General features: G+C 71.7%; 22 protein-coding genes and 1 pseudogene. 6 read left to right on the top strand and 17 right to left on the bottom strand.

Annotated elements, in window-relative coordinates; genetic code table 11:
* Positions 1–77: 77 nt before the first annotated feature.
* The 7 genes from ACWDYJ_RS14980 to ACWDYJ_RS14950 form a co-directional block, all read right to left on the bottom strand.
* A complete protein-coding gene (locus tag ACWDYJ_RS14980) occupies positions 78–1079 on the bottom strand; it encodes a TIGR03842 family LLM class F420-dependent oxidoreductase (protein WP_451565947.1) in 1002 nt (333 codons plus the stop codon).
* Between the two features lie 24 nt (positions 1080–1103).
* Positions 1104–2504, bottom strand: a complete 1401-nt coding sequence (hydA, locus tag ACWDYJ_RS14975) for a dihydropyrimidinase (protein ID WP_451565946.1) — start codon at positions 2502–2504, stop codon at positions 1104–1106.
* 13 nt (positions 2505–2517) lie between these two features.
* The gene (locus tag ACWDYJ_RS14970) at positions 2518–3813 is read right to left on the bottom strand and encodes an aspartate aminotransferase family protein (RefSeq protein ID WP_451565945.1); all 1296 of its coding nucleotides are present in this window, start codon (positions 3811–3813) and stop codon (positions 2518–2520) included.
* Positions 3810–4652 (bottom strand): nitrilase-related carbon-nitrogen hydrolase, encoded by an 843-nt coding sequence (locus ACWDYJ_RS14965; protein ID WP_451565944.1) that lies wholly within the window; start codon positions 4650–4652, stop codon positions 3810–3812. The genes ACWDYJ_RS14970 and ACWDYJ_RS14965 overlap by 4 nt, the downstream gene beginning before the upstream one ends.
* Before the next feature lie 166 nt (positions 4653–4818).
* Positions 4819–6585, bottom strand: coding sequence for a hypothetical protein (locus ACWDYJ_RS14960; protein WP_451565943.1), 1767 nt, complete (start codon positions 6583–6585; stop codon positions 4819–4821).
* 45 nt (positions 6586–6630) lie between these two features.
* On the bottom strand, positions 6631–7011 hold the full coding sequence (locus tag ACWDYJ_RS14955; RefSeq protein ID WP_451565942.1) for a PPOX class F420-dependent oxidoreductase: 381 nt from the start codon (positions 7009–7011) through the stop codon (positions 6631–6633).
* Positions 7012–7038: 27 nt separating this feature from the next.
* Complete coding sequence (locus tag ACWDYJ_RS14950; protein WP_451565941.1) at positions 7039–7176, bottom strand: hypothetical protein; 138 nt, start codon at positions 7174–7176, stop codon at positions 7039–7041.
* Between ACWDYJ_RS14950 and ACWDYJ_RS14945 the strand changes: the two genes are divergently transcribed.
* Entirely contained in the window at positions 7175–7471 is a 297-nt protein-coding gene (locus ACWDYJ_RS14945; protein ID WP_451565940.1) for a hypothetical protein, read from the top strand. The two genes, ACWDYJ_RS14950 and ACWDYJ_RS14945, sit on opposite strands and share 2 nt — an antisense overlap.
* Before the next feature lie 23 nt (positions 7472–7494).
* A complete protein-coding gene (locus ACWDYJ_RS14940) occupies positions 7495–9501 on the top strand; it encodes a transposase (RefSeq protein WP_451565939.1) in 2007 nt (668 codons plus the stop codon).
* 21 nt (positions 9502–9522) lie between these two features.
* Here ACWDYJ_RS14940 and ACWDYJ_RS14935 read toward each other — a convergent pair whose 3' ends face one another.
* Both ACWDYJ_RS14935 and ACWDYJ_RS14930 read right to left on the bottom strand, forming a co-directional pair.
* The gene (locus ACWDYJ_RS14935; protein ID WP_451565938.1) at positions 9523–9702 is read right to left on the bottom strand and encodes a hypothetical protein; all 180 of its coding nucleotides are present in this window, start codon (positions 9700–9702) and stop codon (positions 9523–9525) included.
* Between the two features lie 110 nt (positions 9703–9812).
* Positions 9813–10064, bottom strand: a complete 252-nt coding sequence (locus tag ACWDYJ_RS14930; protein ID WP_451565937.1) for a helix-turn-helix domain-containing protein — start codon at positions 10062–10064, stop codon at positions 9813–9815.
* A 63-nt stretch (positions 10065–10127) separates the two neighbouring features.
* On the opposite strand from ACWDYJ_RS14930, the gene map reads away from it, so the two are divergent.
* Positions 10128–10895, top strand: a complete 768-nt coding sequence (gene map / locus ACWDYJ_RS14925) for a type I methionyl aminopeptidase (RefSeq protein ID WP_451565936.1) — start codon at positions 10128–10130, stop codon at positions 10893–10895.
* A gap of 12 nt (positions 10896–10907) precedes the next feature.
* Here the strand turns inward: map and ggt are convergent, their stop codons facing one another.
* Positions 10908–12704 carry a gamma-glutamyltransferase gene (gene ggt, locus ACWDYJ_RS14920; RefSeq protein ID WP_451565935.1) on the bottom strand — a complete coding sequence of 599 codons (1797 nt, stop codon included), beginning with the start codon at positions 12702–12704 and terminating at the stop codon, positions 10908–10910.
* 114 nt (positions 12705–12818) lie between these two features.
* Between ggt and ACWDYJ_RS14915 the strand changes: the two genes are divergently transcribed.
* On the top strand, positions 12819–13544 hold the full coding sequence (locus tag ACWDYJ_RS14915) for a hypothetical protein (RefSeq protein WP_451565934.1): 726 nt from the start codon (positions 12819–12821) through the stop codon (positions 13542–13544).
* Here ACWDYJ_RS14915 and ACWDYJ_RS14910 read toward each other — a convergent pair.
* The 3 genes from ACWDYJ_RS14910 to murJ form a co-directional block, all read right to left on the bottom strand.
* A complete protein-coding gene (locus tag ACWDYJ_RS14910; protein WP_451565933.1) occupies positions 13504–14775 on the bottom strand; it encodes a cytochrome P450 in 1272 nt (423 codons plus the stop codon). The two genes, ACWDYJ_RS14915 and ACWDYJ_RS14910, sit on opposite strands and share 41 nt — an antisense overlap.
* 140 nt (positions 14776–14915) lie before the next feature.
* The gene (locus ACWDYJ_RS14905; RefSeq protein WP_451565932.1) at positions 14916–15596 is read right to left on the bottom strand and encodes a response regulator; all 681 of its coding nucleotides are present in this window, start codon (positions 15594–15596) and stop codon (positions 14916–14918) included.
* A 39-nt stretch (positions 15597–15635) separates the two neighbouring features.
* Entirely contained in the window at positions 15636–17306 is a 1671-nt protein-coding gene (gene murJ, locus ACWDYJ_RS14900) for a murein biosynthesis integral membrane protein MurJ (RefSeq protein ID WP_451565931.1), read from the bottom strand.
* Positions 17307–17430: 124 nt separating this feature from the next.
* On the opposite strand from murJ, the gene ACWDYJ_RS14895 reads away from it, so the two are divergent.
* Both ACWDYJ_RS14895 and ACWDYJ_RS14890 read left to right on the top strand, forming a co-directional pair.
* On the top strand, positions 17431–18642 hold the full coding sequence (locus tag ACWDYJ_RS14895) for an Ig-like domain-containing protein (RefSeq protein WP_451565930.1): 1212 nt from the start codon (positions 17431–17433) through the stop codon (positions 18640–18642).
* A gap of 127 nt (positions 18643–18769) precedes the next feature.
* A complete protein-coding gene (locus ACWDYJ_RS14890) occupies positions 18770–20356 on the top strand; it encodes a CocE/NonD family hydrolase (protein ID WP_451565929.1) in 1587 nt (528 codons plus the stop codon).
* A 37-nt stretch (positions 20357–20393) separates the two neighbouring features.
* On the opposite strand, the gene ACWDYJ_RS14885 is transcribed toward ACWDYJ_RS14890, so the two are convergent.
* The 4 genes and pseudogenes from ACWDYJ_RS14885 to ACWDYJ_RS14870 all read right to left on the bottom strand — a co-directional run.
* A complete protein-coding gene (locus ACWDYJ_RS14885) occupies positions 20394–21275 on the bottom strand; it encodes an amino acid ABC transporter permease (RefSeq protein ID WP_451565928.1) in 882 nt (293 codons plus the stop codon).
* A complete protein-coding gene (locus tag ACWDYJ_RS14880; RefSeq protein WP_451565927.1) occupies positions 21272–21916 on the bottom strand; it encodes an amino acid ABC transporter permease in 645 nt (214 codons plus the stop codon). The genes ACWDYJ_RS14885 and ACWDYJ_RS14880 overlap by 4 nt, the downstream gene beginning before the upstream one ends.
* A 16-nt stretch (positions 21917–21932) precedes the next feature.
* The gene (locus ACWDYJ_RS14875) at positions 21933–22850 is read right to left on the bottom strand and encodes a glutamate ABC transporter substrate-binding protein (RefSeq protein ID WP_451565926.1); all 918 of its coding nucleotides are present in this window, start codon (positions 22848–22850) and stop codon (positions 21933–21935) included.
* Positions 22851–22862: 12 nt separating this feature from the next.
* A pseudogene (locus tag ACWDYJ_RS14870) lies at positions 22863–23135 on the bottom strand (amino acid ABC transporter ATP-binding protein); the annotation flags it as partial.

Below are 23135 nucleotides of genomic sequence, written 5' to 3'. Positions count from 1 at the left end.
TCGGGGACGGAACGAGGCCGTGCGGGCACCAGGGGGGTTCATGAGGCGGGGGTTCGTGGTGCGAGGGGGAGCCGAGCTCAGGCGTTGATCACGGGGATGATCTCGGAACCGTAGGCGTCGATGGCGGCTTCCCTGGCGTCGTGCATCGCGTACACGGCGAACTGGTCGACGCCGAGGTCGCGCAGGGCGCGGAGCTTCGCGATGTGGGCCTCCGGGGGGCCCAGCAGGCAGAAGCGGTCGACGATCTCGTCGGGGACGAAGTCGGTGGACGGGTTGTCGGCGCGGCCGTGGTGGCTGTAGTCGTAGCCCTGGCGGGACTTGATGTACTCGGTCAGCTCGTCCGGGATCACCCCGGAGTGCTCGCCGTAGCGGGAGACGAGGTCGGCGACGTGGTTGCCGACCATGCCGCCGAACCAGCGGCACTGGTCACGCGCGTGCGCGAGGTCCTCGCTCACGTACGCCGGGGCCGCCACGCAGATGGTGATGGCGTCCGGGTCGCGGCCGGCGGCCACCGCGGCCTCCCGGACCGACTTGATCATCCACTCGGTGAGGTAGAGGTCCGCGAGCTGGAGGATGAACCCGTCCGCCTTCGTCCCGGCCAGCTCCAGGGCCTTGGGCCCGTACGCGGCCATCCAGACGGGCAGCTTGCCCTCGCGGATCCAGGGGATCCGGATCGGGTTGCCGTCGACGACGGCCTCCCGGCCCTCCGCCAGGTCGCGGATGACGTCGATGGCCTCGCCGAGCCGGGCCAGGGTGTTGGGCTTGCGCCCGGCGACCCGCATCGCCGAGTCCCCGCGCCCGATCCCGCACACGGTCCGGTTGCCGTACATGTCGTTGAGGGTGGCGAAGGTGGAGGCGGTGACCTCCCAGGTGCGGGTGCCCGGATTGGTGACCATCGGGCCGACGTGCAGCTTCTGCGTGTTGGCCAGGATCTGGCTGTAGATGACGAACGGTTCCTGCCACAGCACGGCCGAGTCGAAGGTCCAGCCGTAGCGGAACCCGTTGCGCTCGGCGCGCTTCATGAGGCTGACCACCGCCGAGGCGGGCGGGTCGGTCTGCAGGACGAGGCCGAAGTCCATGGCTGCTCCTTACGGGCTTGCGGCTTACAGGTACTGGCACGTGGAGCGGGGGAGGAAGGCCCCGTGGCCCGCCCGGCCGGTGTACTCCCGCCGGTCGATGACGAGTTCGCCGCGCGAGAGCACGGTGTCGACGCGTCCGGTGATCCGCCTGCCCTCGTACGCCGAGTAGTCCACGTTCATGTGGTGCGTCTCGGCGGAGATGACCTGCTCGGCCTGCGGATCGTAGAGGACGATGTCGGCGTCGGAGCCCGGCGCGATGGTGCCCTTCTGCGGGTAGAGGCCGAACATCCGGGCCGGGGTCGCGCACGCGATCTCGATCCAGCGCCGGCGGCTGATGTGCCCGTCCAGGACGGCCTGGTGGAGGAGGTCCATACGGTTCTCCACCCCCGGCAGCCCGTTCGGGATCTTGGAGAAGTCGCCCCGGCCCAGCTCCTTCTGGCCGCGGAAGCAGAAGGGGCAGTGGTCGGTGGAGACGACCTGGAGGTCGTTGGTCCGCAGGCCCCGCCACAGCGCCTCCTGGTGCTCGCGCGGCCGCAGCGGGGTGGAACAGACGTACTTGGCGCCCTGGAAGTCCGGCTCCGCCAGGTTGTCGGTGGACAGGAACAGGTACTGCGGGCAGGTCTCCCCGAAGACCGGCAGGCCCTTGTTCCGGGCTGCCGCCAGCTCGGCCACCGCCTCCTGGGCCGAGACGTGGACCACGTACAGGGGGGCGCCCGCGACCCTCGCGAGCTGGATCGCGCGGTGGGTGGCCTCCGCCTCCAGCAGCACCTTGCGCACCTCGCCGTGGTGGCGGGGGTCCGTCTCCCCCCGCGCCAGGGCCTGTTCGACGAGGACGTCGATCGCGATGCCGTTCTCCGCGTGCATCATGATCAGCCCGCCGTTGCCCGAGGCCCGCTGCATGGCGCGCAGGATCTGGCCGTCGTCGCTGTAGAAGACGCCGGGGTAGGCCATGAACAGCTTGAAGGACGTGACGCCCTCCCCCACGAGGAGGTCCATCTCCTTCAGGGTCCCCTCGTGGACGTCCGAGAGGATCATGTGGAAGGCGTAGTCGATCGCGCAGTTGCCGTCGGCCTTGGCGTACCAGGTGTCGAGGCCCTCGCGCAGGGAACGGCCCACGCCCTGTACGGCGAAGTCGACGATCGTGGTGGTGCCGCCCCAGGCGGCGGCCCGGGTCCCGGTCTCGAAGGTGTCGGAGGCGGAAGTGCCGCCGAAGGGGAGCTCCATGTGGGTGTGCGCGTCGACCCCGCCGGGGATCACGTACTTCCCGGCCGCGTCGATCGTACGGTCGGCCGTCCACGCTTCGGCGGCGGCCGAGCCGTGTGCGGCGAGCGCCGCGACCCGGCCGTCCTCGATCAGGACGTCCGCGTGGAGCTCGTCGGCGGCGGTGATGACGAGCCCGCCGCGGATCAGGGTGCGGATGTTCATGTGGGTCCCTCCCCTACTGAACGCTGCGCAAGGCCTGCCCGAGGATCTCGGCGCCCTCTTCCGCTTCGGCGACGGTGAGGGAGAGCGGCGGTGCGATGCGCAGCACGCTGGTGTTGTGGCCGCCGCCCTTGCCGAGCAGCAGGCCGCCTTCGCGGGCGGCCTCCAGGACGGCGGCGGCCGCCTGCGGGTCGGCCTGGTCGGTACCGGGCTTCGTCAGCTCCAGCCCGGCCATCAGGCCCCGGCCGCGGACCTCCCGTACGGCGGGCACGGCGGCGCAGACGGCGCGCAGCCGCTCCAGCAGCAGGCCGCCGACGCGCCGGGCGTTGCCCTGGAGGTCGTGCTCCAGCACGTAGGCGAGGTTGGCGACGCCGGCCGCCATGGTGACCGGGGAGCCGCCGAAGGTGGAGATGGAGTTGCTGTCGAGGCAGTTCATCACCTCGGCGCGGGCCACGACCCCGCCGATGGACATGCCGTTGCCGATGCCCTTGGCGAAGGTCAGGATGTCCGGCGGGCCGTTCTGGGCGTGTGCCTGCCAGCCCCAGAAGTGCTCTCCCGTGCGGCCCCAGCCGGTCTGCACCTCGTCGCTGATCCACAGGATGCCGTGCCGGTCGAGGACCTCGCGGAAGGCCCCGTACAGGCCGTCGGGCGGGGAGGTGAAGCCGCCGACGCCCTGGACGGGCTCGGCGATGAGCGCGGCCACTCCCCCGCGGGCCTGGCCCAGTACGTCTTCCAGGTCCGCGACGGCGGCGGCGGTGAAGGCGGCGTCGTCGAGGTGTGCGAAGGGGCCGCGGCTGCGGACGGCGCCGTGGACGTAGTACGTCTGGAGCGGCGAGAGGCTGGTCGGGGACCAGCCGCGGTTGCCGGTGATGGAGACGGTGGAGAAGGACCGGCCGTGGTAGCTGTTGCGCATCGCCAGGATCTGGTTGGAGCGGCGGTACGTCGTCGCGAGCAGCAGGGCGGTGTCGTTGGCCTCCGTGCCGGAGGTGGTGAAGAAGACCCGGGCTTCGGGGATGCCGGACAGGGCCGCGACCCGTTCGGCGAGCTCGACCATCGGCCGGTTGAGGTAGAGCGTGGAGGAGTGGATGATCCGGCCGGCCTGTTCGGAGACCGCCTTGGTGACCTCGGGCAGCGCGTGGGCGGTCATGGTGGTGAGGATGCCGCCGAAGAAGTCGAGGTAGCGGTTGCCGTCGGCGTCCCAGACGTGGCGGCCCTCGCCGTGGGTGAGTTCGATGGGCCGGTCGTAGTAGAGCGCGAGCCAGTCGGGCAGGACGGCGGCGTGGCGGCTGTGCAGGGGAATGGGGTTGCTCACGGCTGTACGAGCCCTCCGTAGGCGTCGGGGCGGCGGTCGCGGTAGAAGGCCCACTGGGTGCGGACCTCTTCGATGAGTCCGAAGTCGAGGTCGCGGACGAGGAGTTCCTCGTCCTTGTCGCTGGCGAGGTCTCCGACGAACTGGCCGCGCGGGTCGACGAAGTAGCTGGTGCCGTAGAAGTCGTTGTCGCCGTACTCCTCCTGGCCGACGCGGTTGATGGCGGCGATGAAGTACTCGTTGGCGACGGCGGAGGCGGGTTGTTCCAGCTGCCACAGGTGCGAGGACAGGCCGCGGTGGGTCGCGGACGGGTTGTAGACGAGCTGGGCTCCCGCGAGGCCGAGTTGGCGCCAGCCCTCGGGGAAGTGGCGGTCGTAGCAGATGTACACGCCGACGCGGCCGACGGCGGTGTCGAAGACGGGCCAGCCGAGGTTGCCCGGGCGGAAGTAGTACTTCTCCCAGAAGCCCTTGACCTGGGGGATGTGGTGCTTGCGGTACTTGCCGAGGTAGCTGCCGTCGGCGTCGATGACGGCGGCGGTGTTGTAGTAGAAGCCCTCGCTCTCCCGCTCGAAGACCGGGACGACGATCACCATGCCGGTCTCGCGGGCGAGGTCCCGCATGCGGCGGACGGTCGGTCCGTCGGGGACGGCCTCGGCCCAGCGGTAGTGCTCGGGCTCCTGGACCTGGCAGAAGTAGGGGGCGTTGAACACCTCCTGGAAGCCGATGATCCGCGCGCCCTGGGCGGCTGCCCTGCGGGCGTGCTCCTCGTGTTTGGCGATCATCGACTCGGTGTCTCCGGTCCAGGTGGCCTGGACCAGTGCGGCGCGGACGACTTGGGCCATGAGCTGCTCCTCGCGACGGGAACGCCGGCTCTACGCACGTAGACGCGGTACGTAGGGAGTTGAAGGTAGGCCTCGGCACAGCGTGGGGCAAGACCGCCGTGCGCAGTTGGAGTAGTCGATCACGTTACGTCTCCACGTGGTCGAATCCGGTCGGCGGGCGGGCGTTTTACGCTGCCGGGATCCCCGCCACGCGCAGGGCGTGCGCCAGGTCGCGGTGCCGGGTCCCGGACAGGGCGCGGGCCGCCCGGAGCAGCCGGGGGGCGAACCAGTGCGGGTCTCGGCGGGCCAGGGCCGCGGCCTCCTCGGCGGTGCGCAGACCCACGAAGGCGCCGAGCAGGGCCTCGGCCTCCCGGTCCCGCCCGGCCGCGCCGAGGGCGAGGGCGACCTCGGCGACCTCGGCTCCGGGACGGGCCACGCCCTGGCGCAGCAGCCGGTCGCAGTCGGCCCGCCGCCCCGCGGCGCCGAGGGCCGCCGCGGCCGCGGCGAGCCCCTCGGGCGGGAGCGAGGCCGCCTCCCAGAGCAGGGTGGCCCAGTCGGCGGCGAGCCCGGCGCGGTTCAAGTCGGCCGCCAGTTCCGGCAGCAGCTCGGCGGGCCAGGCGGCGGCCTCGCAGAGCAGGGCGTGGGCCTCGCCGGTCCGGCCCTGGGCGCGCAGCGCGAGGAGTTCGCCGACGAACGCCCGTCGGGCGGGGGCGTCGGCGCCGGGCGGCGGGGGCTGCGAGGCCCCGGGCGGCTCGGCCCGCGGGTCGTGGCCGCCGCCCTCGGGGTGCCCGGAGCGGGGGCTCCCCGCGGTCGGCCCCCGGCGGGGGACCCGGGCGCCGCGCGGCACATCGGGGCCGGACGTCGGCCCGGGGCGGCGGGCGCCCCTGGGAGGCGGTAGCGCGTCGAAGCGGGACTCCGGCTCGGCGCGGCCGAAGCGGGCGCCCCGGGGGGACGGGAGCCGTACGGGCCCGCCGTCCGGCCCGGCCGTGGTGGCGCCGTCGTCCGCCGGCTGACCCGGCGGCGGGGTGAAGGCCGGCGGGCCGACGGCCGCCCCACCCGCGTACCGGGCGCCTCCCGCCCGCCGTGCGCCGCGCGGCCACCGCCCCTCGGCCCGCCCGACCGGGGGCTCCACCTCACCCGCCGTCTCAACGCCGTACGCCCCGGCGGCAGCCGCTGAGGCGGGCCCGGCAACGGACTCGGACGCGAACCCGGCAGCGGATCCGCCGTACGGCCCCGGCGGCGCCCCGGCGGCGGACGCGGAGGCAGGCTCCGCGGCAGACCCGCCGGACCCTGCGGGACACCCGGGAACGGGCCCGGAGGACGGCCCCACGGCAGACCCACCGTACGGTCCGACCGGCGGCCCGGACGGCGACCCCGCAGGGGGGACGGCGGAGTCGGGGGACGCGGGGCCGGGCAGCGGCCCCGCAGGGGGAACGGCGGAGGCTGGACGGTGGCCCGGGAGGGCCTCCAGGCGGGCCGCGAGGTCCGCGTACCGGGCGGCGGCGCGGGCCGCGTCGTCCCGGGTCCAGGAGAGTTCCCGGGCCAGCGCGTCCGCCTCCGCCCGGTCGGCGGCCGCGCCGAGCCGCCCGCTCAGGCTCCGCAGGGCGGCCTGCGCGTGGGCCCGCTGGGCGCCGGCCGCCGCGAGCAGGGTCCGCAGTTCCTCGGCCCCACCCGGCAGCCGGTCCCACGCGGTGACGGCCGCGGCCCGCAGCCGCGCCGCGTATACGGTCTCCCGCGCCGCGAACTCCGCGCCCCGGGCCACCTCCAGGTCCCGCAGCAGCGACTCCACGACGTCCCAGGGCGGTATCGCCGCCCCGTCGAGACAGGCCCGCATGCCGTCCGGATCCCGGCGCAGGAACTCCCCGTACCAGCCCGCCCCGGGGTCCAGCCTCCGCGTCAACCCTTGCAGGTAGCCCGAGAGTTGACCGATCACCAGCGAAGTCGCGGTCTCCATGACCGCATTGGATCCCACCCGTGTTACGGGAGGGCTACGGGAGTCTCAAACCTTGACGGCGATCGCGGTGTGCGGCCGCTTGCCCAGGCGCACCACGGTGGCGGGTACGTCCACCAGCCAGAACTGCCAGCCGTACTTGCGCAGCAGGAGCCTGCGCACCCGCCGCAGCCCCGCCTCGTCCAGCAGCCGGGCGTCACCCTCCAGCACGGCCGCACCCTCCTCGACGCGCCCGCGCACATCGCACGCGGTGAGGGTGACCCGGCCGTTGTTGCGGATCCGCTTGACCTTCCACGCGTCGCTGCGGGTCCATACGTACAGCTCATCGCCGTCGGCCACCGCCCAGACCGGCGTGGCCACGGGGGTGCCGTCCTTGCGGAAGGTGGTGAGGCTGACGTAGCGCGCCTTGCCGAGTTCTTCGAGGTCCATACCGAGACCCTAAGAGTTGATCGGTAATTACACGTTGTCGATCTTGAGGTTGTGGAGGACGGCGACGGCACGGATGGTGTCGTTGATCGCGTCGCCGCGCCTGCGGTGCTGACGCAGGGCACGGTAGGGCGCTGCGGTATGCGCCGTCTCCGATGGAGAGGTCATGCCCGGCGACCTGCTGGGCCATGGTGTCGCGGAAGACGACGATGTCGTTGCGGTTGCAGGGCCACGCGTCACCGACTGCGACAACGCACCGCTCGCTGGCGCGGAAAGCGAACTGCACGTTGACGCTGCGGCGGTAGTTCTTGGAGCAGGCCGTCACCGTCTGGTCCTCCACGGGGATGAGCGTGTCGTCTACGACCCACAGGTCCGACCGTCGCCCTTCGGGTGGTTCGAGGAGTCCGGCGATCAGGGGCGTGAGATAACTGAGGACGCGGTGCACGGTGGCCAGGTCAGCTAACTTTGTGGCGGGAGGTGACGGCGATGCGGGCTGCCCAGACGCGCAAGTTCCGGGGGAAGAACAAGGCCCCGAAGTGGACCAAGCCCGATGACGGGATGGTGTCGGTGATGGTGCTGCCGCTGGCCGTCACCGACCCCACCGACCTGGCCCGGCTGAACAAGCTGTTCGGCGCGATGTGGGCGATCAAGAGGGCCGTCCAGCGCGACGCCCGTGCCAAGGTTGACGCGTACTGGGCCGCCAAGCACGAGCGCGACCACGACGGGGCGAAGGCCGTACGGCAGCGCCTCGGCCTGTCCCGCGAAGCGCTGGAACGCTGCGCCTACAAGCACCTCGAAGACGCCGGACACCTCAAGCACCACGCCTCAAAAGCCCTCGCAATGCATGTGGCTGACGAGGTGTGGAACGGCGTGCAGCGACACTTGTTCGCTGACACAACCGGCGAGCGCCACGGCCGTCCGAAGACCGGCCGCTGGCACGACTTCACCCACATCCCCGGCCGCGCCCGCTCCCACACCACCGCCAACAAGTGGGAGACCTTCCGCCTCGTCGGCACCCTCCACGGCCACGCCATGGCCTACACCTCCGGCGGCCAGCGTCAGTTGACGCAGCCGCGCCGGATGCCGAAGCCGGCGCTACCGTCCGCAACGGTGCCCACGGGAAAGGCGACCGCCTCGGGCAAGCCCGCGATGCGGAAGGCCACATGGCGGGACCACGCCGGGCCGCTCGCTGTCGTCTTCGCGGGCGGCCCCGGCTCCAGCCGTGGTGATCTCCTGCTTCCCGTCCGCGTCCCGCAGGGTCCGGGGCAGTGGGCGCGGGTGGAGCACTTCCTCGCCAACCCCGGCCGCTGGCACAAGGTGGATCTCGTACGCCGCCGCAAAGCGTCCGCTCCGGGCGGCTGGGTGTACGAGGCGCACCTGATGGTCCTCGGCTCCGGATACACCGCCCCGGCCGTACGGCAGATGCGTGAGCAGGCCGCCGCGCTGGACCGTATCGGCGGGGTGGACGGCAACGTCTCCAACCTCTCCGTCGTCTCCTTCCCCGCCAGCCTGGACCCCGCCACGGGTGCCCCAGCCTCCACCGAGATCACGCTCACCGAGGCCGAGTGCGCCTTGCTGACCAAGCAGGCGAAGAAGCGGCGGGGACGTGCGCGGGCGCTGGAACGCTCCCGCCGGGCCACGAACACCGCGCAGTACGGGCTGTCGAAGAAGCAGGCCAAGCGCGCTGAACGCCGCGCTTCCAAATGCCTCCCGGAGAAGGCCGTCACCGTGCCGGGCGGTGCCCGCGCCGCACGATCCGATGGTGTGCCGAAGCAGGCGTATCGCCGTGATCGGCTGTCCTTCCACTGCCGCCAGGTGCGCGCCCGCCAGGCCGAGCACGCAGCATCCGCGGCGGAACACCGCCGTCACCGCGCCCGCCAGGTCGCCCGGCAGGTCATCGCCGCCCACGGGCCCGTGCTCGTGGTGGAGGACTGCGACATCCGCACCTGGTACCGGCTGTGGGGCAAGCGCCTCTCCCAGACCACACCCGGCCTGCTCATCGCCGCACTCGACCGCGAATGCGCCGCAGCGGGCGGCCGACTCGTTCGGGCCTCCACCTGGTCCACCGCCCTGTCACAGCACTGCCTGTGTGGTGAGCGGGTCTCAAAGTCGCTGCGGGACCGCGAGCACAAGTGCATCGCCTGCGGCCTGGTCGGCAAGCGAGACCTCGTGTCCGCCGCGCTGGCCGCCTTCGTCCGCCTCACCGACGTGGACGACCCCAAGACCGCGTACCTGGACAGCAGCCTGTCCCGGCACGCACAGATCATTTACGCAGAAGCGCTGGAAGAAGCGCTGAAGGAGTCAACCACACCTCGCCAGAACACCCTTCGGGGTGCTGGCCGCGTGGCAGTCCCGCATCAGCGCGGGACCTCTACTCCTCGAAGCGCCGGAAAGCGGCCCCGAGCAACCCCGGATGAGACACGCCCCATGCGTGACCACGCCGGAAAGCCCGGACACCGCCCCGGCTGCAATCCACAGCTCACCCTCTGGTGAATTGCGGATCAAGTCTTAGGTTCATCTCCCGCGCGCACCGGCGGCGGGTGCGGGCGGCGGGGACGGCCCGGTGGCGGTGGTTCCGCCGCCGGGGTCCTGGGCAGGGGTCCGGTCGTCCGGGGCGGCGCGGGCCGCGGACAGCAGGCCGCCCGCGAGGAGCGCGCCGACGAGGCCGAGGCCGATCCGCTGGGATGCGTTCATGGCAGACACGTCTTCACGCTTGCCCCGCACTCCGGCGCTCGCAGCGCCGATTGGGCCGTTCGCCGTCCGAGCCCGCCCGAACGGCAGCCCCGGGTGGGGCCGGTCGGCCGTCAGGCGGGTGCGAAGGCGCAGCGCCGCATGACGTCGTCCAGGGAGAGCCCGAGGACCTCGGCGAGGGCGGCCACGGTGAAGAAGGCCGGGGTGGGCGCCCGGCCGGTCTCGATCTTGCGCAGCGTCTCGGAGGAGAGACCGGCGCCGGCCGCGATCTCGACCATGCTGCGCGGGCCGCGCGCCTCGCGCAGCAGTGCGCCCAGGCGCTCGCCGCGCTCGCGCTCTTCGGGGGTGAGAGGGGTTCGGACCATGCCTCCATCCTACCCCGCCCCCAATAACTATCCCGTTACAGTTATACCGGTATAGTTATTGGCATGGTGGAACTGAAGACAGAACAGTCGATCGACGAGATGCGCGCCGCGGGCCGCGTCGTCGCGCACGCCCTGGCCGCCGTACGGCAGGCCGCCCGGGTCGGCAGCCGCATGCTGGACCTGGACGAGGTGGCCCGCGAGGTGCTGCGCGAGGCGGGCGCGTCCTCGCCCTTCCTCGGCTACCGGCCGCGGTTCGCGCCGGTGCCTTTCCCGGCCGTGATCTGCACCTCGGTCAACGACGCGATCGTGCACGGCATCCCCGGCGACTACCGCCTGCGCGACGGGGACCTGGTCAGCGTCGACTGCGGGGCGAAGCTCGGCGGCTGGGTCGGCGACGCGGCGGTCAGCTTCACCGTCGGCCGCGCCCGCCCCGCCGACCTGCGGCTCATCGAGACCGCCGAGGCGGCGCTCGCCGCCGCGATCGCCGTCGCGGTGCCCGGAAACAGGATCGGGGACATCGCCCACGCCATCGGTACGGTCTGCCGCGCCGCCGGATACGGCATCCCCGACGGCTTCGGCGGCCACGGCGTGGGCCGCACCATGCACGAGGACCCGGGCGTGCCCAACGAGGGCCCGCCGGGGCGCGGCGTGAAGCTGCGCCCCGGCATGGTCATCGCGATCGAGCCGATGCTGATCGCGGGCGGTACGGACGACTACACCTGCGACGGGGACGGCTGGACCCTGCGGACGGCCGACGGGAGCCGCGCCGCGCACGCGGAGCACACGGTCGCGATCACCGCCGACGGCCCGCGGATCCTCACCGCCCCGTAAGGCCGGCCACCCCTACGGCTTGCCGTACGGGTACACCACCATCGCCGAGCCCCCGCCCCGCCGGCTCGTCTCCGCGGCCGCCAGCCAGCGGCCGTCCGGCAGCCGCTGGACGCCGGTCGCGGCGCCGATCTCCGGATTCTGGCGGAAGCCGTGGCCGAGCGCCTCCAGTTCGGCGCGGAGCGGGCTGTTCCACAGTCCCGGTTCCAGTTCGGTGGTGGTCTGGTTGCGCTGGCTGGCCCGCGGCGCGGCGATGGCGTCGACCAGCGGCAGGTCCCGGTCCAGGTGGCCGGTCAGGGTCTGCAGCACGGTGGTGATGATGGTGGCGCCGCCCGGCGAGCCCACCGCGAGCACCGGTCGCCCGTGTTCCAGCACGATGGTCGGGGACATCGACGAGCGCGGCCGCTTGCCCGGGCCGGGCAGGTTCGGGTCCGGGACGCCGGGCGCGGCCGGCGCGAAGGAGAAGTCGGTCAGCTCGTTGTTGAGGAGGAAGCCGCGGCCGGGAACGGTGATCGCGCTGCCGCCGGTGGACTCGATGGTCAGGGTGTAGGAGACGACGTTGCCCCAGCGGTCGGCGACGGTGAGGTGCGTGGTGTTCTCGCCCTCGTACGTGGTCGGGGCGGCCTGCCCGGTGGTGGCGCACGGTACGGGCCGGCGCGGATCTCCGGGAGCCAGCGGGCTGGTCAGGGCCCGGTCCGGCTTGATGAGGCAGGCGCGCGAGTCGGCGTACTTCTGCGAGAGCAGTTCCCGCGTGGGCACGTCCTGCGCGGCCGGGTCGCCGACCCAGCGGCCCCGGTCGGCGAAGGAGATCCGGGAGGCCTCGATGAAGTGGTGCAGGTACCGCGCCTCGGAGAGCTTCGAGAGGTCGGTGCGCTCCAGGATGTTCAGCGCCTCCCCGACGGTGGTGCCGCCGGAGGAGGAGGGGGCCATGCTGTAGACGTCCAGGCCCCGGTAGGCCACCCGCGTCGGCGCCTGCCACTTCGTCTCGTACGCGCGCAGGTCGCCGGTCGTCAGATCGCCGGGCCGGACCGTGCGGGTGGCGGACGGGTCCACCGGGGGCGTGCGGACCGTCCGGACGATGTCCTCGGCGATGGGGCCCCGGTAGAGGGCGCCGGTCCCCTTGCGGCCGAGTTCGGCGTAGGTGGCGGCCAGATCCGGGTTCTTGAAGGTCGAGCCGACCACCGGCAGGGCCCCGCCGGGCAGGAAGAGCTTCGCGGTGTCCGGGAAGTCCTTGAACCGGTCCTGGTTGGCCTCGGTCTGGGCCCGGAAGGTGGGGTCGACGGTGAACCCGTCGCGGGCCAGCTTCTCGGCGGGGCGCAGGAGTTGGGAGAGCGGCCGGGTGCCCCAGGCGTCCAGGGCGCTCTTCCAGGTGGCGGGGGTGCCGGGGACGCCGACGCCCAGGCCGCTGGTCTGGCCCTCGGCGAAGGGGATGGGAGCGCCGTTCTCCTGGAACAGGCCGGCGGTGGCCGAGGCGGGGGCGGTCTCGCGGCCGTCGATGGTCTGCACCCGCCGGGACCTGGCGTCGTAGTGGACGAAGTAGCCGCCCCCGCCGATCCCGGCCGAGTACGGCTCGGTGACCCCGAGCGCGGCGGCGGTGGCGATCGCGGCGTCCACGGCGTTGCCGCCGGAGCGCAGGACGGCGATCCCGGCCGCGGAGGCGTCGGCGTCGACGCTGGCGACGGCCCCGCCGTAGCCGGTGGCGACGGGCACCTTCGGCGGTGTCTCCACGGTGGGCGGGGAGGCGGCCCCCGTGGAGACGAGCGCTCCGGCGAGAGCGACGAGCGCCAACTGACGTGCGGTGGGACCACGCATCCGGTTCCTCCAGTCGACTGCCTGTCAGACGTAGGTTCGGCAGCCTAACTTCGCGGCACGGTGTCACGGCACCCCCCGCGTCAAGGAGGGCGGGTGACGGCTACCATCCGCCGCATGAACGACGACGTGCGCAACATCGTGCTCGGGGTGATAGCCACGGCCTTCAGCGGCGGATTCGGCTGGTTCACCCGGACCTACCTGTGGCGCCGCACGCTGCGCCGCAAGCAGGCCTTCTTCGGCCTGCCGACCGGCTCGGACTGCCTGTTCGTGGTCAACCGGCACATGAGCGGTAACGAGGGCTCGGTGCACCGCAAGGACGCCTTCGCGCTGCTGGAGATAGCCGGACTGATCAAGGACTGCGGGGCCAACCTCCAGATCGTCACCCACGACGGAGCCCGGCAAGGCTTCGGCGAGCGCGCCGAGTTCTGTGTCGGCGGACCCGTCTCCAATGCCCGCACGGCGGCGCATCTGACCTCCATGCTGCCCGGAGTGCGGTTCGACGTCACCCGTGAGCCCACTCCGGAGCGGGGCGCGATCACCGTCGACGGGGAGACGTACCGCTGGCAGAGGGGCCTGGTCGAGCACGTACTGCTGGCCCGGCTGACGGCGGGGGCCGGGACGCGTCCGGTGTTCCTGCTGGTGGGCCAGACCGCCAACAGCAATCACGCCGCGGCCCGTTATCTGGCCAAACACCACGAGCGGTTGGCCCGCACCTACGGTGGGGACGCCTTTTGCATCCTGCTCAAGGTGATCAACTCCGACGCCTACGGCCCGGACGTGACCGAGCTGGTGGCGGACGTCACCGAGGCGGCCCGGACACCCGCAGCGGCAGCCGTGTGATCCCGTTGATGAAGTTCGACACCAACCGCCGTGGCGGACCGGCCAGTTCGGGCGCGGGCATGGCGGTACGCCACTCCTCGTAGAGGGTGCGCAGCTGGAGCCGGGCGAAATGGGCTCCCAGGCAGACGTGCGGGCCGTCACCGAAGGAGACGTGCGGGTTGGGCGACCGGCCGGGATCGAGCCGCTCGGGGTGGGCGAAGACGCGTTCGTCGTGGTTGGCCGAGGCGTGGAAGACCACCACCTTGTCCCCGGCGCGGATGCGGACTCCGGCGAGTTCGGTGTCGCGGGCGGCGGTGCGGCGGAAGGTGAGCACCGGCGGGTGGACGCGCAGGAGTTCCTCGACCGTCCGGTCCACCGCGGCCAGGCCGTCGGCGAAGTGCCGGTACGCGTCCGGGTTCCGGGCGAGGGCGAGCAGGCCGCCGGGCGCCGCGGCGCGCACGGTGTCGTTGCCCGCGACGGTGAGCAGGAAGAAGAACATCTCCAGCTCCCCCGGTTCGAGTCCGGCCCGCGCGAGCGCCGTCATCACGTCGTCCCCGGGATGCGCGCGCTTGTGGACGGCCAGCTCCCGGGCGTAGCCGAACATCTCGCCGAGCAGGGCCGGGGAGCGCGGGTTCAGCGGCTTGCCGTCCGGGCCGGGCAGGGGCGCGGGCGCGTCCTCGGGGTCCTGGTAGCCGATGACCCGTACGGTCCACTCCAGCAGCAGGCCCCGGTCGGCGGCCGGGACGCCGAGCAGGTCGGTGAGGTTGATCAGGGCGTACTCGTCGGTGACGGTCCGCACCAGGTCGGCGGTCCCGTCCTCGGCCCCGTCGCGGGCGGCGGCGAGCAGCGTACGGGCGCGCTCGCGGGCCCGGTCCGCGAAGGCGTCGACGCGGGCGGGGGTGAAGGCGCGGGCCACCAGGCGGCGCAGCCGACCGTGACCGCCCGCTTCCTTGTCGGGGTCCTGGTTGAGCATGGTGCGCCGCAGGAACGGCAGGTCGGCCGGGTCGGGGTCGCGGATCTGGGTGGCGCCCAGCCAGGAGGAGTACGTGCCGTGGTCGCGCAGCACCCGTACGACGTCGGCGTGGCGGGTGACCGCCCAGAAGCCGGGTCCGGCGGGCCAGCCCTGGACTTCCGGCTCGTCCTGCCAGGCCACCGGGTACCGCTCGCGCAGCAGCCGGTAGCGCGCGTGCGGGATGCCCTCGGCGTAGAGGCGCGGATCGAAGACGTCGGGGACGTCGGCGGGGCGTTCCATGGTCCACACGGTGGTGGCAGAGCGGGCGCGTCCGCAAGACGGCGTGGCGGTCAGCCGCCGTGCCCGAGCCCGCTCCGGCGCCCGCTCCGGCGCCCGGTCCGGGTCGGCCCGAGCGACGGGAGACGTCTCGCCTCCGTCGCCTACAGCGGCCCGAAGCGGTAGCCGAGGCCCCGCACCGTCTGTATGTAGCGGGGGCTGCCCCCGGGATCCTCGACCTTGTGGCGCAGGCGGCGCACGCAGGCGTCGACGAGCCGCGCGTCCGCGTGGTAGCTGTGCTCCCACACGTACTCCAGCAGCTGCCGGCGGGAGAAGACCTGCTCGGGCCAGGCGGAGAGGTGGAGCAGCAGCTTGATCTCGCTGGGGGCGAGGGCGAGGCGCTCGCCGTTCTTGGCGACGGTCATCCCGGCGCGGTCGATGGCGAGTTCCCCGTGGTGGCGCACCTCGGGACGGCCGACGGGGTCCGCGAGGCGGCGCAGTACGGCTTTGATGCGGGCCTCGACGACCTCGGTGCGGGCGGGCTTGACGATGTAGTCGTCGGCGCCCGCCTCCAGCCCGACGACGATGTCGGCGTCGTCGCCGCGCGCGGTGAGCATGATGACCGGGATCTCGCTCGTCTCGCGGATCCGGCGGCAGACGTCCACGCCGTTGATCCCGGGCGGCATGTGGTCGAGCAGGACCAGCTCGGGGTGGAAGCTCCCCATGAGGGCGAGCCCGGCCTCCCCGGTCCCGGCGGCGCGCACGTCGTGACCGCGGCGGCGCAGCCCGAGCCCCACTCCTTCCCGGATGGAAGGGTCGTCCTCGATCAGCAGTACGCGTGGCATCCGGTCAGTATCCCAGGGTGTTTCATATGGTTCCTCCCGCTAACGGCCGATTCTGCGCCGCGCGGAGTCCAACAGGTCGGTGATCTCCGTCAGGCCCAGCGGCCTGGCAAGGAGGACGACGACCAGCACGATGGCGGCGGTTCCCGCCCCGGCCGCGGCGAACTCGCCGAGGCCCTCGGCGGCGCGGGCGGCCACGTATCCGGCCGCGGCGGCCGGCAGGCAGGCGGCCGACAGCCGCAGGTGGGTCCCGAGCGCGGTGGCGCGACGCCCGGTGCGGCTCTCCTCGCGCGGGCCGAGCCTGCGGGCCAGGGCGTACGCGGTCACGGCGGCGCCCGCCATGAAGGCGACCGAGGAGGCCGCCGCCATGCCGGTGACCGCCCACCGCAGCGGCAGCAGGAAGTACGCGGCGGCGGACAGGCCGGCGTTCAGCGCGACGATGACCAGGTTCAGGAAGAACGGGGTCCGGGCGTCCGAGAGAGCGTAGAAGCCGCGCGAGAGCACGTACTGGGCGGAGAAGGCGATCAGGCCGGGTGCGAAGGCGATGAGCATGCCCGCCATGGCCTCGACCTGGTCGGGGGTGGCGCGGCCGTACCCGAACACGCAGTCCGTGACCCAGGGGGCCAGCACGGCGAAGACCGTGGTGGCGGGCACGACGAGGGCGGCGCTGGAGCGCAGCGCGTACGAGACGTCCTTGCGGACGGTGGTGAGGTTACCCTCGGCGGCGGCCGAACTCATGCGGGGCATCAGGGCGGTGACCAGGGAGACGGTGATGATGCCCTGCGGCACGATCCACAACTGGTAGGCGTTGGTGTAGGCGGCGTAGCCGTAGTCCTTCGCGTGGTATCCGACGGTGGTGGAGAGCCGGGTCACCACCCAGTAGGCGATCTGGTTGGTGAACACGAGCATGACCAGCCAGCCCGCGTTGCGCAGCGGGCGTGTGAGGCCGCTGCCGCGCCAGTCGAAGCGGGGGCGCCAGCGGAAGCCGGCCGCGCGCAGCGAGGGGATCAGGGCGAGTGCCTGGATCACGATGCCGGCGGTGGTGCCGATGCCCAGGAGCCGCGTCTCGGCGGCGGTGAGGGTGTCGGAGGGGCCGTGGGAGGCGTGGAGGAAGAGCCCGAACACACCGATGACGACGAGGTTGTTCAGGACCGGGGTCCACATCATCGCGCCGAACCGGCCGCGCGCGCCCAGCACCTGGCCGAGGAGGGTGAAGAGCCCGTAGAAGAGGATCTGTGGGAGGCAGAAGCGGGCGAGGGCGACGGTGGTGCTGTACTCGGCCCCGGTGTACTCGGTGTACGCCCCGATGATCAGCGGGGTGCCCGACACGGCGACGGCGGTGAGCACCACGAGCGCCAGGGTGCAGGCGGTCAGCAGCCGGTCGGTGTACGCGGCCCCGCCGTCCTCGTCCTCCTTGGCGGCCCGGATCAGCTCGGGCACGAGGACGGCGTTGAGCGCGCCGCCGACCAGCAGCATGTAGAGGATGTTCGGGACGGTGTTGGCAACGGCGTAGCTGTCGCCGAGCAGCCCTGTGGTGAGCGCCGCGACGACGACGGCGGAGCGGACGAAGCCGGTGGCCCGGGAGACGAGGGAACCGGCCGCCATGAGGGCGCCGCTGCGCAGGACCGAGGTCCTCTTCTCCGGTCCGGGCGCGGCCGTGGCAACGGCGGCGGTGGCGGCTGTGGGGGCGGTCGCGGCCGCGGTGCCGTTCATCCGGCCGACCCTACAGCGGTGCTGGAATGCGCGGAGAAAAGGACATTTTCCCGCTCCTTGTGCAACCGAAAGCCGTCCCGGTCGCTCCTTCCCTACGGACGATCATTACTTCGGAGGGGTTTCCTTGAGCCGTACACGCCGCACGCGCCGCAGCTTCCGTCACGCCGTACTGGCGGGCACCGCCGTGCTGGCCACCGCCGCACTGACCGCCTGCGGGGGCCCGTCGAGCGCTGCGCCCGACGGCAAGGCGGAGATGAAGCAGAAGCCGGCGATGGCGGTTTCGGTGAATCTCACGGGCGATCAGGTCAAGGCGGGCGAGCCCGTCAAGGTGACCGTCGCCGACGGCAAGCTCGCGCTGGTGAAGGTGACGGACGGCAAGGGCGGGGAGCTGCCCGGACAGATATCCGCCGACGGGAAGTCCTGGACCTCGGAGCGCAACGCCTCGCCGGGCACCGACTACAAGGTCGAGGCGCAGAACACCGACAGCCAGAGCGCGAGCAGCCAGTTCAGGACCTCGCCGGCGGACAAGGTGAACAAGGTCTCCATCAACGTGTCCAAGGGCAGCACGGTGGGCGTGGCCATGCCGGTCTCGCTCGTCTTCGACAACCCGGTGAAGAACAAGGCCGAGGTCGAGAAGCAGCTGAAGGTCACCACCTCGGACAACACCGAGGGCTCCTGGGGCTGGTTCAAGGACTACTCGGGCAAGGACCGCGTGGACTGGCGGCCGAAGGAGTACTGGAAGTCCGGCACTGACGTCAAGGTCGACATGAAGCTGAACGGCGTGGACTCCGGCCAGGGCGGCGGGCTCTTCGCCCGCGACTACACCACCGAGTTCAAAATAGGCAAGGACCGCCGGATGGAGGTCAGCCTCGACACCAAGACGATGTCGGTGACCGAGGGCGGCCAGGTGGTCAGGACGATCCCCGTCTCGGCCGGCACTCCGGGCGGCAAGAAGGCCTCCTGGTCCGGGAAGATGGTGCTGATGTCGAAGGAGGGCACCATCCGGATGGATTCCCAGACGGTGGGCCTGGGCGACGCCTACGACAAGATGGTCGACTTCTCGATGCGGCTGACCTGGTCGGGCATGTACGCGCACGCCGCGCCGTGGAACGCCGCCAACTTCGGCCGCGCCAACGCCAGCTCGGGCTGCGTGGGCATGAGCGACGCCGACGCGAAGTCCTTCTACGCCGACGTACAGGTCGGCGACCCGTTCGAGGTCGTCGGCAGCGGCTCCAAGGGCAACGCCGACCTCGGCAACGGCTACGGCGAGTGGAACCTGTCGTGGGACGCCTGGAAGGCCAAGAGCGCCGTGAGCGGGACCACCCAGAACGGCTGAGCCGCGAGCAGACTGACTCTCGTTCAATTGTTACCACTGCGTAACCTACTGGCGGGTTACCCCCAGTAAGCCCCTCCCGTTACCGTCGGGTCACTTTGATGATCCCGGCGTACGCGAGGAGCGATTGATGAGACGCACCACCACCGCCGCAAGCGTGGCGGCCGTGCTGGCGGCAGCCGCCCTGGGCCTGGCCCCCCACCAGGCCCAGGCGGCGCCCGCATCGGCCACGGCCGCCACCGCCGACGCCTCGCCGGAGCTGCGCTTCCACGACATCCCGGGCTCCGGAGGCATCACCCTCAAGGGCAACGTCTTCACCCCCGCGGGCGCCGAGGCGGGCCGGACGTACCCCCTGATCGTGCTGCCCACCAGCTGGGGCATGCCGCAGATCGAATACATCGCCCAGGCCAGGAAGCTCGCCGACTCCGGCTACGTCGTGGTCAGTTACACCTCCCGCGGCTTCTGGCTCTCCGGCGGCCACATCGAGGTGGCCGGCCCGCCCGACATCGCCGACGTCTCCGCCGTCATCGACTGGGCCCTCGCCCACAGCCCCGCCGACGCGGACCGCGTCGGCCTCGGCGGAGTCTCGTACGGCGCCGGCATCAGCCTGCTGGCCGCCGCGCACGATCCGCGCGTCAAGGCCGTGGTCGCGCTCAGCGGCTGGGCCGACCTCATCGAGTCCATCTACTCCGGCCGCACCCAGCACCTCCAGGCCGCCGCGATGCTCGGCGCCGCCGGCTACCTCACCGGTCGCCCCAGCCCCGAATTCCAGGGAATCCTCGGCGATTTCCTCGGCTCCAGGCTGGAGAACGAACAGGCCATGATCGACTGGGGCAGGAAGCGCTCGGCCGTCGAGAAGGTCGACCGGATCAACGCCAACGGCGCCGCGGTCATGATGGGCAACGCCTGGGGCGACACCATCTTCCCGCCCAACCAGTACGCCGCGTTCTTCGAGAAGCTGACCGGCCCCAAGCGCCTGGAACTGCGCCCCGGCGACCACGCCACCGCCGAGGCCGGCGGCCTGCTCGGCCTGCCCAACGACACCTGGACCAACGCCCACCGCTGGTTCGACCGCTACCTCAAGGGCGAGCGCAACGGCGTCGACACCGAGGCGCCGGTACAGATCAAGTCCCGTAGCGCGGAGGGCTACGAGGGCTACGCCGACTGGAAGTCGGTCGGCGCGGGCGGCACCGAGAAGCTCGCCCTCTCCGACAGCGAACACCTCTTCGCCAACGTCGACTCCGGAGCCAACGGCGGCATCATCTTCCTCTCCAGCGTCCTGGACCAGTTCGCCAAGGCGCCCCCGGCCGCCTCCATCCCGCTCCTCCCCCGCTCCTTCGCCGCCGTCTGGCAGTCCGGGCGCTACGAGGAGGCGCGCCGGGTGCGCGGCACGGTCAAGGTGCACACCACCGTCACGCCCACCAAGGGCGACGGCACCTTCGTCGCCTACCTCTACGACGTCGGCCCGCTCGGCATCGGCAAACTGGTCAGCAACGCCCCCCACACCTTCCACGGAAAGACCCCCGGGCAGGCCTTCGGGGTGGACCTGGAGCTCTTCTCCACCGCCTATGACGTGCCCGAGGGCCACCGGCTCGCCCTCGTCATCGACACCGTCGACCCGCTCTACATCGAGCACAACCCCACCGGCGCGCAGCTGACCTTCTCCTCGCCGCGCACCGATCCCTCGTACGTCTCGGTGCCGCTGCGCGAGCAGTGATCCACGGCTGCTGCCGGGCGGGCGTGGCTCTTCGGAGCTACGGGTGACCCGGCAGCACCGGCCCCGGTTCGGCCGGGGCGACCTCCACGGCCTTGGTCTTGTAGCTGCGCCGCTCCTGCTTGGCGACCCAGGTGGCGAACCAGGACAGCAGCATGCACATCCCGATGTAGATCGGTGAGATGACCAGCACGACGGGGATGAAGGGCAGGTCGTAGTCGAGGTTGGAGGCGATCAGCTTGCCCGCGTGCAGGAACTCCTCGTAGGTGATGAGGAAGCCGAGCGAGGTGTCCTTCAGGGCCACGACCAGCTGGCTGATGATCGTCGGCAGCATCGCCCGGACGGCCTGCGGGGCGAGGACGAAAGTCATGACCTGTGTCTTGCGCATGCCCAGTGCGTACGCCGCCTCGCGCTGGCCCCTCTCCACCGAGTTGATGCCCGAACGGAAGACCTCGGCCAGCACGGACCCGTTGTACAGGGTCAGCCCCGCGACCAGCGCGGGCAGCGGCTGGACCTTCAGCGCGACGAAGATGAAGAAGATCATCACCAGCACCGGCATGGCCCGGAAGAACTCCACGCACAGCGTCGACAGCCAGCGCAGCGGCCGGTGGACCGAGAGCCGGCCGGTGGCGAGCACCGCTCCGAGCACGAGCGAGAGCACCGAGGCGTAGGCGAAGGCCTTGAGCGTGTTCCACAGGCCCTTGAGCAGCAGCTCCTGGATGCCCTCGTAGGCGAACGGGCGCCACTTCTCGGCGGTGAACTGGCGGGTGTCGAAGAGCAGGTAGAGGATCCACGCCAGCAGGCACAGGATCACCACCGTCGAGGCGATCCCGTAGAGGAAGTGGCGGCGCTGGGCCCGGGGGCCCGGGATGTCGTAGAGGGCGGTGGACCCCAGGTCCCCGTGCAGCGCGTGCGCGGTCATCGGGCGACTCCGAAGCGCTTCTCCAGCACGTTGAAGAGCGCGCTGATGGACAGGGTGATGATCAGGTAGCCCACGGCGATCCAGATGAAGGTCCAGATGATGCTGTAGCCCAGCTCGTTGAGCGTCTTGTACGTGCCCAGCAGCTCGGTGACGCTGAACGCGCCGGCGATCGCGGAGTTCTTGGCGAGCGCGATCAGTGTGGAGCCGATGGGCGGGATGACGGAGCGGAAGGCCTGCGGCAGCACCACCGCGCCCAGCGTCTGCCGGAAGGACATGCCGAGGCTGCGGGCGGCCTCGCCCTGGCCCTTGGGCACGGTGTTGATTCCCGAGCGCAGCGCCTCGCAGATGAAGGCGGAGGTGTAGCAGCCGAGCGCGAGGACGGCGAAGAGCTGGAAGGGCAGGACCAGCCCGAAGCGCGGCAGGCCCAGCAGTACGGCGAAGAAGAGCAGGGTGAGCGGGGTGTTGCGCAGCACGGTCACCCAGACCGTGCCGAAGGCCCGGAAGGAGCCGACGGGCGCGACCCGGAAGGAGGCCATCACGAAACCCAGGACCATCGCGAGCAGGGAGGCGTAGACGGTCAGTTCGACGGTGCCGAGGAAGCCCTTCCCGTAGAGGGAGAAGTTCTCGGTGAGTACGTCCATGGCGGTGCCCTCTCCCTCAGCTCGCCGGGTAGCGGTCGATGGGCGGCGGCGTGGGCGCGGGCTCGCCCGACAGGCCGAGCGTGGCCTCGAAGGCCTTCTTCCAGTCGCCGTTCTTCTCGTGCTTCTCCAGGGCGTCGTCGAGGGCGAAGCGCAGCGCGTTGTCGGCGCGCGGGACGCCGATGCCGTAGGGCTCCTCGGAGAAGGGCTCGCCCACCACCTTCAGCTCCTCGGGGACCTTGGCGGCGTAGCCGAGGAGGATGGAGTCGTCGGTGGAGACGGCGTCGACCTGGAAGGTGAGCAGGTTGTCCACGCAGACCGAGTAGGTGTCATAGGCGACCAGGACCGCCTTCGGGAACTCCCTCTGGAGGCGCTGGTAGGGGGTGGAGCCGGCGGCCGAGCAGACCTTCTTGCCCGCCAGGTCCTGGGGGCCGTTGATGTCCTTCTCGCTCTTGCGGACCAGCAGGGACTGGCCGGCCATGAAGTAGGGGCCCGCGAAGCCGACCTGCTTCTTGCGGTTGTCGTTGATCGTGTAGGTGCCCACGTAGTAGTCGATCTGGCCGTTCTGCAGAGCGGTCTCGCGGTTCGCGGAGGCGATCGTCCGGAACTCGATCGTCTTGGGGTCGAAGCCGAGGGAGGCCGACATCATCTTGGCGATCTCGATGTCGAAGCCGGTGTAGGCGCCGCCGGCCGGGTCCTTCTCCCCCAGGTACGGCTGGTCCTCCTTGGCGCCGACCACGAGGTGGCCGCGTCGCTCGGCCTTGCGCCAGGTGGGGGATTCGGGGAGCCTGAAGCCGGTGGCGACCTGGTAGACGGGCAGGTCCTCGGCCTGCGGCCCCTTGACGGGAGGGCTGCCGGACTTGCCGCAGCCGGTGGTGGAGACGGTGCTTGCGAGCAGGACCAGCAGGAGGGCGCCCAGTGCGCGGGTGTGCTTCATCGGGCGGGCCCCTCAGTGCTTGAGGATCTTGGAGAGGAAGTCCTTGGCCCGGTCGCTCTCGGGGGCGGTGAAGAACTCCTCGGGGGTGCGGTCCTCGACGACCCTGCCGTCGGCCATGAAGACGACGCGGTTGGCCGCGGAGCGGGCGAAGCCCATCTCGTGCGTGACGACCACCATGGTCATCCCTTCCCGGGCGAGCTGCTGCATGACCTCCAGCACCTCGTTGATCATCTCCGGGTCGAGCGCCGAGGTCGGCTCGTCGAACAGCATGACCTTCGGGTCCAT

Source organism: Streptomyces sp. NPDC003042 (assembly GCF_053591315.1).
The sequence above is the reverse complement of the archived record's forward strand: the minus strand, read 5'-3'. Positions and strand labels throughout refer to the sequence as shown.